General features: G+C 47.5%; 11 protein-coding genes. 5 read left to right on the forward strand and 6 right to left on the reverse strand.

Going from position 1 to position 14,262, the window contains the following annotated elements; genetic code table 11:
• Nucleotides 1-160: 160 nt before the first annotated feature.
• On the reverse strand, nucleotides 161-1,741 hold the full coding sequence (gene tnpC / locus ACPYIV_RS11745; protein ID WP_425883139.1) for an IS66 family transposase: 1,581 nt from the start codon (nucleotides 1,739-1,741) through the stop codon (nucleotides 161-163).
• Nucleotides 1,742-1,802: 61 nt separating this feature from the next.
• Nucleotides 1,803-2,336 carry an IS66 family insertion sequence element accessory protein TnpB gene (gene tnpB, locus ACPYIV_RS11750; protein ID WP_336527059.1) on the reverse strand — a complete coding sequence of 178 codons (534 nt, stop codon included), beginning with the start codon at nucleotides 2,334-2,336 and terminating at the stop codon, nucleotides 1,803-1,805.
• Nucleotides 2,337-2,642: 306 nt separating this feature from the next.
• On the opposite strand from tnpB, the gene ACPYIV_RS11755 reads away from it, so the two are divergent.
• From ACPYIV_RS11755 to mnmA, 5 genes are all read left to right on the forward strand, one after another.
• Nucleotides 2,643-3,086: a DUF2141 domain-containing protein gene (locus ACPYIV_RS11755; protein ID WP_302132916.1), complete on the forward strand. Its 444-nt coding sequence runs from the start codon at nucleotides 2,643-2,645 to the stop codon at nucleotides 3,084-3,086.
• 4 nt (nucleotides 3,087-3,090) lie between these two features.
• On the forward strand, nucleotides 3,091-5,469 hold the full coding sequence (locus tag ACPYIV_RS11760) for an outer membrane beta-barrel protein (protein ID WP_425883141.1): 2,379 nt from the start codon (nucleotides 3,091-3,093) through the stop codon (nucleotides 5,467-5,469).
• Between the two features lie 53 nt (nucleotides 5,470-5,522).
• On the forward strand, nucleotides 5,523-6,113 hold the full coding sequence (locus tag ACPYIV_RS11765) for a hypothetical protein (protein ID WP_293734146.1): 591 nt from the start codon (nucleotides 5,523-5,525) through the stop codon (nucleotides 6,111-6,113).
• On the forward strand, nucleotides 6,098-6,382 hold the full coding sequence (locus ACPYIV_RS11770; RefSeq protein ID WP_293734145.1) for a winged helix-turn-helix domain-containing protein: 285 nt from the start codon (nucleotides 6,098-6,100) through the stop codon (nucleotides 6,380-6,382). Before ACPYIV_RS11765 ends, ACPYIV_RS11770 begins: the two co-directional genes overlap by 16 nt.
• 276 nt (nucleotides 6,383-6,658) lie before the next feature.
• Entirely contained in the window at nucleotides 6,659-7,735 is a 1,077-nt protein-coding gene (gene mnmA / locus ACPYIV_RS11775; RefSeq protein ID WP_293739845.1) for a tRNA 2-thiouridine(34) synthase MnmA, read from the forward strand.
• Between the two features lie 97 nt (nucleotides 7,736-7,832).
• Here the strand turns inward: mnmA and ACPYIV_RS11780 are convergent, their stop codons facing one another.
• The 4 genes from ACPYIV_RS11780 to ACPYIV_RS11795 form a co-directional block, all read right to left on the reverse strand.
• Nucleotides 7,833-10,430: a DUF5916 domain-containing protein gene (locus ACPYIV_RS11780; protein ID WP_425883144.1), complete on the reverse strand. Its 2,598-nt coding sequence runs from the start codon at nucleotides 10,428-10,430 to the stop codon at nucleotides 7,833-7,835.
• A 126-nt stretch (nucleotides 10,431-10,556) separates the two neighbouring features.
• Complete coding sequence (locus ACPYIV_RS11785; protein WP_293734142.1) at nucleotides 10,557-11,498, reverse strand: ribose-phosphate pyrophosphokinase; 942 nt, start codon at nucleotides 11,496-11,498, stop codon at nucleotides 10,557-10,559.
• A gap of 146 nt (nucleotides 11,499-11,644) precedes the next feature.
• The gene (locus ACPYIV_RS11790; RefSeq protein WP_425883147.1) at nucleotides 11,645-13,336 is read right to left on the reverse strand and encodes an alpha-amylase family protein; all 1,692 of its coding nucleotides are present in this window, start codon (nucleotides 13,334-13,336) and stop codon (nucleotides 11,645-11,647) included.
• Between the two features lie 58 nt (nucleotides 13,337-13,394).
• Entirely contained in the window at nucleotides 13,395-14,234 is an 840-nt protein-coding gene (locus ACPYIV_RS11795; protein WP_293734881.1) for a patatin-like phospholipase family protein, read from the reverse strand.
• Nucleotides 14,235-14,262 lie beyond the last annotated feature (28 nt).

Consider the following 14,262-nt stretch of genomic DNA (forward strand, 5'->3'; position numbering starts at 1 on the left):
CATATAAACCGCCACCAGTCACCCCTTGATGTTCCCATCGGACAACGTTGCAAAGGAACGCATTTATAACCAGCCATCCTATATTTTAGACGATTATTACTTGCCGTTTTACATGTTTGAGAGCATAAGAAGCAGTGCCTTGGTCTGGTCATGGGAGGGATTACGCTTCTTTCCAGTTGAAAGGCAGCAGGCTCGAGTAGTCGTTAGCCACTGCCAGGCGTTCGTCTTTCACCCTGATGAGCGCGTCCTGCATCCATTTTTCGGGATTGACATTGTTCTCTTTGCAGCAACCGATCAGTGTGAAAAAAATGGCGGCGGCATGGGCGGCTTCGTGGGAACCTGAAAAAAGGGTATTCTTACGGTTCAGGGTTAGGGGACGGATGCTTCTTTCCACTGCGTTGGAGTCGATATGGAAGTCGGCATTAGTCACGTATAGCGATAATTGCTCCATACGGGCATAAGTGTATTGCATGGCTTTGTCCATCGGACTGCCACTTTTCACCTGCCCTATGTTACTCTTGATCCATGCCTCTATTTCCTGCAATACCGGATAAGCCTCCGCCTGGCGGTAAGCCGTTTTCGCATTTCCTTCAAGCTCTTTTTCCCTGATTTCGGATTCGGTTTTGTAAAGTTTTCCGATCAGGGAAAGTATTTCCCCCGCCCGGGGAGGATCGCTGTTCTCGGCTTCTTTGAACTTCCGGCGGGCATGTGCCCAGCAGCACAGATGCAGGTAACCGGGCAGGTCGTCAAAGATGTCGTATACCTGATAACCGTCGCTTTGGACTGCTTTCCCACCCTCCAGCAACAGCCCGATGCAACTTGCCCCCCTTCCCTTATGATACTCGAAAAAAGGGCTCTTCACCTCCGGGCAGTAGAAATTCCACATGTAGCCCTGGTGTAAGCTCCCCTTACGGTCACTTCCCTGGACTTTGTAAGGAGTTTCGTCGGCTATGACATAGCGTGAGGAACGGACTTTTTCACGTAATTCGTTGTAGATTGGTTCCAGTTCCTGGGCTGTGGACAGGCACCAGTCGCTTACCGTCGAGGCCGGCAGGTGAAGGCCGATGCGCGAGAAGATATCTATTTGACGGTACAGAGGCAGGTGGTCGCCATATTTGCCCACTGCGATATGGGATAACACGCTGGCGCCTGCCTTGGCGTGGGCTATGGCTTGGACCGGCAGGGGCGCTATCAGGATACGTCCATCCGGGGTTTTGTATTTGTTGCGGATGATTTGACGGACATACACATTCTTTTCTATCTCCAGTTTTTCCGTGATTTCCTGTCCTATATGGCGACAAGACGACAAGTCCCCTGCCGGGTCCAGAATCTCCTGCCGCCGAGGAATATCCAGGGGGAAAGGCTTACGGATATTTCCTTTATGTTTCTTCTTTTTGAACCCGTCGCGATCATGCAAGTAGTTTTTCTCTTCCTTTTCTACTTCCCCACGTGCTTCTTCACGCACGGTTTCCACCGGAGCCGAGTCTACCGGCGTTTCCCAGCAGATATTCAACTGGGAGGGATCCCGGGGAAGTCTTTTTTCGCTTTTGGGACTCCAAAGGCGGCGTTTGAGGTCGTAAATCTCCCACACATACTGTTGGTTCAGGTCCAATAAGCGCTGACGTTCGAGTAGCCATTGCATCCGCTCCTCCTCTAACGCCTTGCGTCGGGCAAGCAGCGCTTGGTAATCGGCCAGCGGGACCTTGACTTCGGGGACTTTATTTGCCGTCTTTGTTTTCATCTCTTTCACGTAATAAAGATACGAATAATATTTGATATTATGGCACTGATTTATAAATATATTACTTGCTTTTACGCCTTTTTTTCGGACAATCGAGCAACCGGACGAGAGAGGTACGGTTTACCTGTTCGTAAGATTGTTTTTCAAATTGCCGGGGAAGGTCATAAGTCCCTTCCGAAAGATGGTAAAGGTAAACCCGTTCCTGGTTAGGGGACAGGTAATATACTTTAAGCTGCTTGTGTCCGCCGTTGATGAAGACATAGATTTCCCCCTCTTTCGGATAATGTCCCAAACGGCTGTTCACGATGCCGCTAAGGCACGGGATGCCGGCATGGAAATTCTTCAGGGGAAACAAATAGACACGGTCCGTTGAGGGAAGGCCATAATGCCGGTCTTCTTTACTTTTGACAAGATCGGATACGTTATAAATGCCCAAGCTCTCCGGAGAAAAGCGGTAATGGTGAATCCTGAAGCGGACCGCACCGCCCGATTGGTAACGCAGGTACTCGAAGGTTATTTCATTCAGTTCACCCGGTTCTGACAACATTGATAACAATTGGGCGTTTTCAAAGATTTCTTTTTCACGATTTTTCATCTGAGTCCTTTTTTTTGTTTTTTCGGAACAAAGATAAAGAGCACATATAATTAGAGGAGGATGTACTGGGGCGGATGCTTACAAACTAAATTCTATTTAAACAACATCGGATCGAACTCCGGTCACAACCCAATTGTCTCCTTTTAAAAATAAATGAAAGTTTTTCTCCTTTTATTTGGTTTATATTATAAACCATTTTATATTTGCAGTGTGTAAGTGAGAAATGCGCAGCTCCTTGCACTTTTTTAATCCATATATGGTTTACAATATAAACTTATTTACATCAAACTTAGAAAGGAGTCAAAAATGGAAGCAACAACAGAGACAGACAAAAGAAATCATTCATTATATTATCAAACAAGAGGAGGAGAGAAAATGAAACGCATTATTATAACAAGCATATTGGCCCTGATTTTTAGTTGCAGTTCGGTTATGGCACGGACCATTATCGTGAAAGTCAGCAATATCCGGGGTGAAAAAGGAAACATCCTGGTGATGGCACAACAAGGAAAAGAGAGCAAACCGGTTTATGGAATGGCAAAGGCCGAAAAGGGAACTGCCGTCATTAAATTGGAAAATGTGGAATGGGATGAATTCGACCTGTCCGTTTTTCATGACGAGAACGACAATTGGAAAATGGATTTCTCTGAAGATAAAAAGCCTGCGGAGGGTTACGCAATGAAAAGCTGTAAGCCCAAACAGGACGAAGAAACCGTCAGCCTGAAATTGTACTATCCGACTAACGAATAAAGCCATGAAACGGGTATCACTCCTGATCCTGCTGACGTTAACCAATCTCTCCGCTTACGTATATGGCCAGACGAATACGACAGTATACGCCGGCCATATACAAGGCCCGCAAGGGGAAGCGATAGATTATGCGACTGTCATCCTGTTACGGAACGGCGACCAAATAGCCGGAGGCGTAACCGACAGCATCGGTGACTTCGCATTGAAGGTCGACACGGGAGCCTACACGCTAATCATTCAATGCATAGGTTTCGAACCGATACGAAAGTCAATCCGGATATCAACCGACACACACGAGAAATTTGTATTGCAAACTTCAACCTATGCCTTGAAAGAGGTGGTGGTGCAGGCCAGAAATATCGAGCGCAAAGCAGACCGTTTCGTCATCAACGTCTCTCCCACCAGTGGCAAAGACGGGACGGAACTGTTGACACAGGCACCGGGCATATGGCTGGCCGACGACAATATTTCCATCAACGGAGCCTCGGGAACCAAAGTATTTGTGGACAACCGCGAAATCAAACTGAGCGGGGAAGAATTGCTTTCCTATCTGCGTTCGCTGAAATCGGAAGATATCAGGCAGATCGAAGTGATCCCGATCGCCGGAGCCGAATATGATGCCAATATGCGGGGTGGAATTATCCGGATCACGCTCCGCCGCAGACTGGACAACGGCGTACAGGGGAATGTTGCGATAGGAACGGTTTTGGCTCCTTCATTAACCCGGTATTTGCCTTCCGCAAGCATTTATGCGCGAATCGGAAAATGGAGTGTTAATGCGGCAGCTTCGGGGATATTCACACCGGACGATAAAAGCAAGATGGGTTCGGAAAGGAAATACCCGCAGGAAGATGTCCGTTTCTCGAGCCTTTCCGGATTCGACATCCGCTCCGGTTACGGTACAGGACGTTTGGGGGCGATCTTTGAGATAGATACGGTCAACAGTGTCGGAGGAGAAATCGAATACATCCGGCAAACGGCCAAAGGACCGTCCTGGAGCCGGACGGATCTCACGAAAGGAGGATTCATAATGAACAGTAACGGGAAATACGGGCAGACGAGCCAATACCAAACTGTTGCCGCCACAATAAATTACCTGCGCAAAATCGACAATAGAGGTTCGGCTCTCAAACTGATCGTCGATTATGCAAATAAGAAATCGGAAGGCGATAACGACTACAATGTCACACAAGAAACAGAGATGCTGAAACACGACAGCCTCTACAGGAGCCATGCGGATGCGACATACAAAATTGTCACCACCGACCTGTCGGGAATGAAATATTTCAGCAAAAAACTATCCCTGAATGCCGGAGTGAAGTACACGCATACCTCTATGGATGACTATTCCCGCTATGACGGCCTGACGCTACGGCAGGAATGGGAAGAGAATCCGGCATACGGGTACATCCTGAAATACAAAGAGAATATCATGGGAGCGTATGCCTCCTTTTCGGCCGAAGCAGGCAAATGGTCGCTTATCGCCGGCCTACGGGGAGAATACACACGAACGGACGACCGGAGCGACCACATCGAACGGGATTATTTCGATCTGTTCCCCAACCTGAGTGCCACGTATGCATTCGACCGGATGAAAAGATGGCTGCTGGTCGGACAATACGCCCGCAACGTCGAACGTCCGGCATTCTACACCCTGAATCCCAACCGGTTGCAGACGTCCGACTTCAGTTACCAGATCGGGAATCCCTATCTGCGTCCGACTTACATCAACAGATTCAGTGCAACATTGGTCTACAACTACCGGTATACGTTGACCGTCGGCGGTAACCTCCACCACGACCTGATTCGGGAGTTTTGCAAACAGGATAAAGGAAATCCTGATATCTCCTACATTACCTACGAGAACCATCACTCGGAAAACCATTGGTTCGTTGCCATCAACCTGCCGATGCAACCGACCGCGTGGTGCAATCTGACAGCAAACTTCGTAGGCGTGCGGCAGGACATCCGGATGACGGAAGAGGCCGCCTTTAAGGCGCATTACCTGGCCTTCGTCAATGCCAACGCGACGTTTCTCTTGCCGGCGGATTTCACGGTGGAGGTCCAATATAGCGGGACAAGCCGCCTCTATTCAGGGAACAGCGAGGTCGATCCCCGCCATACGATCAATCTGAGCGTACGCAAGAAGTTTGCCGACAACCGTTTCCTTCTGACGGCTTCCGCCAATAACATTTTCGACCGCCAACAGTCTTTCGTCAGCCGTATCGACGCCTACACGACTTACAGCCGGTACGAAAGCGCTCTTTCGGGACGGACTTTCAAAGTATCCCTCACCTGGAACTTCAACAGCGGGAAGAAAGTGAAAAAGAGCAAGATCGAAAGAAGTTCGGCGGACGAAAGAAGCCGTCTCAATGAAAAATAATTATCTTTGAATTAATAAATTACATACGAACAAAATAAAAAACAAATAAAGTCATGGAAGACAGAAAATTAAACGAAAAAGAGAGTCTGGAGCTAATAGCCAGGATGATTAAGGAAACCCAGGAAAACACAGCCCGCTATGCCGCCTATCCACTCCTGATATGGGGGTACACGACGGTCCTTGTCGCAATCGTCATTTGGTGTACCTATTTGCTGACCGGCTCATACAAGGTGAACTATATATGGTTTGCCCTACCCGCTATAGCCGGTCCCTTCACATGGTTTTTCAGCAGGAAAAATGATAAAAGAGGGATAAAGAATTATATGGACCGGATTACCAACCAGATATGGCTCGTGTTCGGATTAGTCGGCTGGTTCCTGTCACTTGTCGCTTTTGCAGGAAAGGTGGACATTTTGTTTATCATCCCGTTGCTAATGGGAATGGCAACTACGCTTTCAGGATGTGTCAGCAAATATAAACCGATGATCATATCCGGCACAATCAGCACAGCTTTGTCCTTTTCCATCCTGTTCATCCACGGAACCGATAGATTATTAGCATTTGCCGTAATCTTTATTATCATGATGGTTATACCGGGACATCTCTTGAATAAAAAAATGAAGCAGTTATGTTCAAAGAATTAGATCCATTATTACATTCCCAGCTCCGGCTTGCGGTCATGTCCATTCTCTTGTCGGTAGACGAAGCCGATTTCGTCTACCTGAAAGAAAAGACACAAGCGACCGCCGGCAACCTAAGTGTGCAGATAGACAAGTTGAACGAAGCCGGATATATCGAAGTCGAGAAGAGCTTCGTCGGGAAAAAGCCTCGCACAGCCTGCAGGATTACGCCTGTCGGAAAGCAGGCTTTCGAGGATTATGTGAATGCACTGAAAGGATATATCGGGACCTAAAAATTTACACCAAAAGTAGATATCCACCTACTCCATCAGTAGAAGGGTATCTACTCTCTTAGAAGAGGGGCATCTATTAATCCCGTAACAAATCGCGTGCAAAAAACTTTATCGAAATCAGCCGGATACGCCAATAATTGATACATCAAAACTTTTACCATCCGGTAATGCCCGGCCGCATTCGGATAAAGGCGATCCGAGCGTCCAAAGCATCGATCCTGTTTTTAATTGAAAAATTTACCGTACCTTTGTACAATTCTTATTCATTGTAGAAATATGGAAATTGCAGCATTAGTTTCGGGAGGAGTGGATAGCTCCGTAGTCGTCCACCAGTTGAAAGAGGCAGGATACGATCCTACCATTTTCTATATCCGTATCGGCATGGAAGATAAAGACGGATATATAGACTGCCCCGCCGAAGAAGATATCGAGATCACCTCTTATATAGCCAAGAAGTACGGATGCCGGTTTGAAATCGTCTCCTTGCACGAGGAATACTGGGATCGCGTCGTGAGCTACACCATCGACTCCGTAAAGCGCGGCCTCACGCCTAACCCGGATATGATGTGCAACAAATATATCAAATTCGGTTGTTTTGAAGAGAAATGGGGCAAAGACTTCGATAAAATAGCAACCGGCCATTACGCCACAACGACCGAGATAGACGGTAAAGTATGGCTCTCGACCGCCAAAGATCCGGTGAAAGACCAGACCGACTTCCTGGGCCAGATCACCCGTTTGCAAATACAGAAGTTGATGTTCCCGATCGGACACCTGATGAAGAGCGAAGTCCGCGCCATCGCCGAACAACAGAAATTACCGAGCGCCAAGCGGAAAGACAGCCAGGGAATTTGCTTCTTAGGCAAAATCAATTACAATGATTTCATCGAGCGCTACTTAGGTAAACGGACCGGAAAGATCGTCGAGTTGGAAACGGGCAAGGTGTTGGGTAAGCACAACGGCTACTGGTTCCATACCATCGGGCAGCGTAAGGGGTTAGGCTTGAGCGGCGGCCCGTGGTTCGTGATCAAAAAGGATATCAAACGGAACATCATCTATGTGTCCAACGGCTACGACCCGGAAACACAGTACGGCAAGATCATCAACCTGCACGGCTTCGACTTTATCACCGAAGACCCGTGGGGAGAGTTTGCAGACGAGAAAGAGATCACGTTCAAGATCCGCCATACGCCGGACTTCACGCACGGCCACATCCGTCGCATCGGTGACCTGTACCGTATCGAATCCGACAACAAAATCCAGGGAATCGCCCCCGGACAGTACGGAGTGGTCTACGATAAAGACCATCATCTTTGCCTCGGTAGCGGCATGATTATAGATGAAGAGAAATAGGCAAATTGCCGATTATTATGTCTATCTTTGTGTCAAGTCGTAATATTCAAATTAAGCAAAGATGATAACCGGTACGCATGCCGATCTATACTGACCGTTACAGATTAAACCAATAATTCATCTTAATCATAAAAGTATTCGTTGCGGGAAGGCCGAACATACGGTCCAGGTTATTGCCCCAGCCGGAAAGGGAATGGCTGTCGCGGTCCGACATCCGGTGCTCCCAGACAAAATACAAGGTCGAACCGGGCAGATACTCCCAACGGGCCACCAGATTGGAGCGGAACTCATTAAAACTGAAATCCGGCTTTTCCTTTATAAAAGACATTTCGTCCTCCGACAACGGGCGGAAACGGTCTTCATACGTACGTGAAGTCGTATTTGTCATGGATTTGAAATCACTGAACCGGGCGGTCGAGGTAAAAGGCGATCCGTAGAACTGGACCGAGATATCCGGCGTTACGTTTACCTGCAACTTCATGGTCAGCCCGTAGGTTTTCTGATCCATATATGCCGTCATATAAGGCGCCGTACCGCTCTCCGGTGCAGCCTGCACAAATTGCATATTATCCGTGTTCCAGGCATAATTCACCTGCCCGGAAAGATAGACATGGTTTCCAAGGCGGAAGGTCAGCCCCGGCATAAAGGAGTTGAACCGGTTAAATCCGTCCAGATTATGATTCCCTTCATATTGCAACGTCAGCATAACCCGTTTAGCCTTGTCTGTATTAAACTTGACCGATGTTAGGAAATAAGGATCAAACCGCACATCCGGTCCACCCCGCAACAAACGGCTATCTAAGCTATTCCAACAGAACGTTTCCGACAATACCAATTCATAACGGCTCATCGTCATCGTTTGCCATTTCAAAGCCGCATCATTATAGAAAGGATCCCCGCCATAATTCCATTTGTTCCGTTGTGTCAACGTAAAAGCATTATAACGGAACATCTTCCAAATATCCGTCTGCCGATACGCAACCTCCGTTTCATTCGACAAATTATCCGTTTGCTTCAGATAACCGATATCATTCAGGTCGAAACCGGGGGACGACCAGCTGAATGTCTCCGCAAAAGCCCATTTTGCATTTCCTTTCCTCCCCAGTTTCAGATAACCTCCCGTTCCGCTCAATGAGCGCCGGTCGGGATCGACTCCCAAATAACCGGCGGAAGACGACCGTTGATAATAATGCACCGCATTTTCCTGTAAGGCACGGATCGCCTCTTTACTACCATTCAAGGAGCTGACCATCGCTTTCGCCTCGATATAATACAAGCGGTTCTTAAAGTACTGGGTAAAATCAATCCCTGCCGTAAATGCATTGCGCACCATGAGCTCCTCTAAATACGGCTCGTCCAAAGCCCGGTTTACAGAGGTAACCATTCCACCCAACAACGTATTCCCTTCCCAGTTTTTCTGCACACGGGCTACGGTATAATTGGTTAACGGTTCCACTACGACCTTATCCTCCATGCCGTTGAGCGTCACTTTAGAAGACGACTGAGCCGTCAAGCTCTGCACCACTCCGATCGTCACCCCCCTGCGATTCGTCCCCGTCAGCTTCAAGGCTCCGATAATAGGAATATTCTCTTTCCGGCTGGCGAAGTTGTTGACATTATCGATACCCGGAGGGGTGTAGGAAGGGGCTGCCCCGATACGGCGCGTGTAAAACATCATATCATTGCCATTAGCAAAATCTAAAATATGCTTGCCTTCCAGGAAGAAAGGACGCTTTTCATCATAGAAAGTCTCGTAGGCCGTCAGGTTCATCACCGAAGGATCCAGCTCCACCTGTCCGTAATCAGGATTGATCGTCAAGTCCAACGTAAAATCCGACAAAGCGAATTTGGCATCCAACCCCACATTTCCGCCCCAGCTATGCCCCTTCTGATAAGGGCTGCCGGGAATCTCCGGCTCACTTCTATACTTGCCCATCACATAGGGCAAGAATTCTATACCGCGAGGTTTCGGCAATCCGGTCATGCCGTGCATCTCCCCGAAAGAAAAGACATGCCCGTTGTTCTTCAAAGGGATCATGCTCCAGTTCTGAACCTCATTGTTCCGCCGGATGATGCGCCGCACATGAAGTCCCCAGATACCATCTTCGGACTTCTGGTTATAACGAAGCTGGCTGAACGGAATACGTAATTCCGCCGTCCAGCTCGAATCCGGCAGATTGACTTGCGTCTTTCCTTCCCAAACGGCATTCCAGCTCAGGTTCACATTCAACTTGTCCGTCACAATCAAATCGGTCTTGTTCCCGCCCAGATTAATATTGAATTCCGGGGCCGCCCGATAGTCATGGTAGGTATCGAAGGCCACGCTGATCAGGTCACCCATGCTGTTATCGTCCCGGTTCCCGATAAAACGGTTCATCTTCCCCGGAACTTTATCTTTGCAATAAACCCCTACGTAGATATATTTATCATCATAAAAGAGCTTGACCCGCGTAGGCGAAGAAGAGACGATCCGCTCATAAGGGATAATCTGGACAAAACGGTCGGACCACTCGCCCTGCTCCGTCCAGAAAGGCTCGTCCAGCTTTCCGTCTATTACCGGCTTGCTGCCCGACACTTTCGTTACATTATAGACACGCTTGTAAGCATCCTTGAAAGGGACAATAGAGTCCTGTTGCCCATAGCATAACGTACAGGCCGACATAAAGAGGAGATTTAAGAGATAACGGTATTTCATGGTCAAACGAATCAAGCGAGAAGGTTATCGCTCTTTTTCATGCACACAAAGTTAAGAATTATATGGAAATAAAAAAGGCTGCTCTCCCGACACGGGATCGCAGCCTTTACTTGATATATGAATTAATTAAATAGCATATAAGGAACTGATAGACTCACCGCTACACACACGACGGATAGCTTCGGCAAACATATCGGCAACAGACAACACTTTCACCTTTTCGCATTTCTTTGCATAAGGGATGGAGTCTGTAAAGATCATTTCAGTCAAAGCAGACTGGTCTACACGTGTAGAAGCAGGATCAGACATAACAGCATGGCTGGCAATAGCACGTACAGATTTAGCACCATTCTCAAGCATAAGGTTGGCAGCCTTGGTAATCGTACCGGCTGTATCTACCATGTCATCAACCAAAAGGACATCCAAACCTTCTACATCACCGATGATACGCATTTCTGCCACTTCATTGGCACGCAGACGTGACTTGTGGCAAATAACCATCGGTAAGCCCAGATATTTGGAATAACTGCTGGCACGTTTCGTACCTCCGACGTCCGGTGTAGCGATACACAGGTTATCTAAAGGCAAAGATGTTTTAATGTAATCCAGGAAAATGGAAGATGCATACAAGTGGTCGACCGGAACATTAAAGAATCCCTGAATCTGATCGGCATGCAAATCCATCGTAATCAAGCGGTCGATGCCGGCTGTACTCAGCATGTCTGCGATCAGCTTGGCACCGATAGACACACGCGGTTTGTCTTTTCTATCCTGACGTGCCCAACCGAAATAAGGAATAACTGCGATTACAGAGTGTGCAGAAGCACGCTTGGCAGCATCAATCATCAGGAGAAGCTCCATCAGATTGTCAGAGTTAGGAAACGTTGATTGTACCAGGAATACATCGCGACCGCGGATAGACTCTTCGTAAGAAACGGAGAACTCTCCATCAGCAAAGTGTTGAATGTTCATCTGTCCCAGCGGACAACCAAGACTATTGCAAATTTTCTCTGCAAGATACCGGGAGTTGGTTCCCGAAAACACCAAGAAAGGAGTTTGTGCACTCATTATTCCGAATATTTATCTTAAGTAAATAGATTTGAATTGTGGGTGCAAAGGTACAAAACAATTATGATTTATGATTTATGATTTATGATTTATTACCAAACACATCGGTCAGAGCAGATCATAAATCATAAATCATAAATCATAAATCAATATGTAAACTTCAGTAAACGACCGGAATAAGCAGGTATGACGACTTGGTAAGGCCAGGCAGCCGTCAAGGTGCTGATGCAGGTTTCGCCGGTCATCAGGTCGGTCAGCGCCGCCACCTTGTTGTCTCCGAAGTCGAGCGCATTGAATGCCTGGTCGGGCACCTGGATGCGTACCGTCTGCTCCGCCTTGTCAAAATTAACCACCACTAACAGCACTTCATTCTGATATTTACGCATGAACACGAATTGGCGGTGCGGATTAAAATAGGGGTTGCTCAGGTTTGCATACATCAAATCATAAAAAACACCTTCCGTGATAACCCGTTCGGACTTGGATATATTCAGAATCTTTGCATACGCCTCGCGCAATTGCCGTTGCTCAGCCGTCAGTTTACCACCATCGAAAGCCCCTTCGTTTATCCAGTTGCGCAAGCTGGCAAGGCTCCAATAATCAAAAATCGTCGTGCGCCCGTCACGTCCGCTGAAACCTTCATCGTCCATTCCCGGCTCCCCTAACTCCTGTCCACTATAGATCATCACCGGGTTGGTATTCATCACTGCCGACACGATCATTCCCGGGATGCCCGGACGTGGATCACCGGCAAAGAAGTAAGAAGCGATACGTTGTTCATCATGGTTTTCAAGGAAGTTCAACATATTATGCTGGATGCCCTCAAGCGACTGCCAACATCCGGAAATACTGCTTGCCGGAGCCTGGTTGCACATGACAGCCCGTACCGTATCGTACAATCCGACCTTATCATACAGATAATCGAAATGTCCGTTCCGGATATAATTACGATATTCCGCAGGATTGTAAACTTCAGCGATAAAGCAAACATCATACACCTGCTTCACCTTCGGGATCACCCAGTTCCAGAATTCAACCGGAACCATTTCCGCCATGTCGCACCGGAAACCGTCCACCCCTTTTCCCGCCCAGAAAAGCAGGATATCCAGCATCTTCGCCCATGTATTGGGAACCGGATCGAAATGCGGGGTACGGCCGTTCATATAATCAACACCATAATTCAATTTGACCGTCTCATACCAATCGTTTTGTCCGGGACAGGTGCTGAAGCAATCGTTACCCGTGACTTTTGCCGGAAATTCGCTATATTCAAAATCTTCCTGCTGAGCTCCGAATTGCAGGCACAAGGTCTGCCCCGGTATATAATAGAAATTATTATTGGGATCGAAAGCTTTCGAAGTATTGTCTTTTTGTCCCAGATCTTCGACATACGCCATCTTGGCATCCGAATAATACTGGCGGGCAACATGGTTGGGTACGAAATCGATGATTACTTTCATTCCGGCTTCATGCGTCCTTCTGACCAGCGATTCGAATTCTTTCATACGGTCAGGCACATGATCGGCCAGATCCGGATCTATATCATAATAATCTTTGATAGCATAAGGTGAACCGGCATTTCCCTTCACGACCGCCGCATGATCTTTTCGTATCTGGTAAGCAGTATAATCGGTATTCGTAGCATGTTCAATCACTCCGGTGTACCACACATGAGTGGTTCCCAACTCTTTAATTTTGGACAAAGCAACCGGTGTAAAGTCCGAGAACTTTCCTACTCCGTTTTCTTCTTTACTGCCATTCTTTATCAGGGATGATTTCTTATTTCCAAACCAACGTGGAAAGACCTGATATATTACCATCTTATTTGTCTGTTTCATCGCGCTATTTGTCAACTTAGTTAATATTTGGGGTGAACACTGGAACATCCGGAACAAGCTATGGCATCAGGGCATTGTTTCTTCTTGCCATAATAGCGTTCACCAGGGTTTCATATTTATTTTCTTTTATCACGACCTCGAACGCCCGGATTGCCGCAGCATATCCGATATCAACGATCTGATCTACATTTTCCAGGTCGAATGTCTTATACATGCCGAACTCCTCCGCTTCAATCAACACATCACACATCTCGCGGTCTTCCAACGTATTCGCCCGGAACATATAATGGTAAGAACGTTCTGCGATATGGAAAATCGTCTGCTTGTACTTTTGCGGGACAAGTGGACTGACATTCACACCGACGACACGTTCACATTCCTCACGGATAATGGAAACCGGGAAATTATGGAAAAGACCTCCGTCGACATAATGCACCCCGTTTATCACGACCGGACTAAAGATAATCGGAATGCTACAAGAAGCAGTCACCGCCTCCACGATGGGACCGCTACGGAACTCATGGCTTTCACCGTTGTCAAGATCGGTAGCCACGACAACCAAAGGAGTTTTCAGTTCTTCAAACGTTTTAGCTCTCAAATGGCGCCGGAGGAAATAACGGAACCGCTTGCTATCGAACAACCCCGATTTCGGGATTTGCAACTGGGCGAATTCGGAGAACTCACGTCCGGTAAAGAGTTCTTTTATTTCGTCAGCCGTATAGCCATCGGCAAACAAAGCGCCCATTAACGAACCGACACTTGTACCTACGATGATATCAGGCTTCAGGCCGCATTCTTCGAGTAATCTAAAAACTCCGATATGAGCAAAGCCTTTCGCTCCTCCTCCGCTCAGAGCCAAGCCCAGCTTGTAGGTCTTATGGTCCGTTTCTTCCGTCATTTGCGTTTTCATTCTTATTCAGTGACAA

Source organism: Parabacteroides vesiculifaciens (assembly GCF_049860805.1).
In the GTDB taxonomy this organism is placed as follows: domain Bacteria; phylum Bacteroidota; class Bacteroidia; order Bacteroidales; family Tannerellaceae; genus Parabacteroides.

Excerpts from the sequence above, each read along its gene's own strand:
- ACPYIV_RS11770 (WP_293734145.1), top strand. The coding sequence starts at position 6,098 with ATGTTCAAAGAATTAGATCCATTATTACATTCCCAGCTCCGGCTTGCG.
- tnpB (WP_336527059.1), bottom strand. The coding sequence starts at position 2,336 with ATGAAAAATCGTGAAAAAGAAATCTTTGAAAACGCCCAATTGTTATCA.
- ACPYIV_RS11755 (WP_302132916.1), top strand. The coding sequence starts at position 2,643 with ATGGAAGCAACAACAGAGACAGACAAAAGAAATCATTCATTATATTAT.
- ACPYIV_RS11765 (WP_293734146.1), top strand. The coding sequence starts at position 5,523 with ATGGAAGACAGAAAATTAAACGAAAAAGAGAGTCTGGAGCTAATAGCC.
- mnmA (WP_293739845.1), top strand. The coding sequence starts at position 6,659 with ATGGAAATTGCAGCATTAGTTTCGGGAGGAGTGGATAGCTCCGTAGTC.
- ACPYIV_RS11760 (WP_425883141.1), top strand. The coding sequence starts at position 3,091 with ATGAAACGGGTATCACTCCTGATCCTGCTGACGTTAACCAATCTCTCC.
- ACPYIV_RS11785 (WP_293734142.1), bottom strand. The coding sequence starts at position 11,498 with ATGAGTGCACAAACTCCTTTCTTGGTGTTTTCGGGAACCAACTCCCGG.
- ACPYIV_RS11795 (WP_293734881.1), bottom strand. The coding sequence starts at position 14,234 with ATGACGGAAGAAACGGACCATAAGACCTACAAGCTGGGCTTGGCTCTG.
- ACPYIV_RS11790 (WP_425883147.1), bottom strand. The coding sequence starts at position 13,336 with ATGAAACAGACAAATAAGATGGTAATATATCAGGTCTTTCCACGTTGG.
- ACPYIV_RS11780 (WP_425883144.1), bottom strand. The coding sequence starts at position 10,430 with ATGAAATACCGTTATCTCTTAAATCTCCTCTTTATGTCGGCCTGTACG.
- tnpC (WP_425883139.1), bottom strand. The coding sequence starts at position 1,741 with ATGAAAACAAAGACGGCAAATAAAGTCCCCGAAGTCAAGGTCCCGCTG.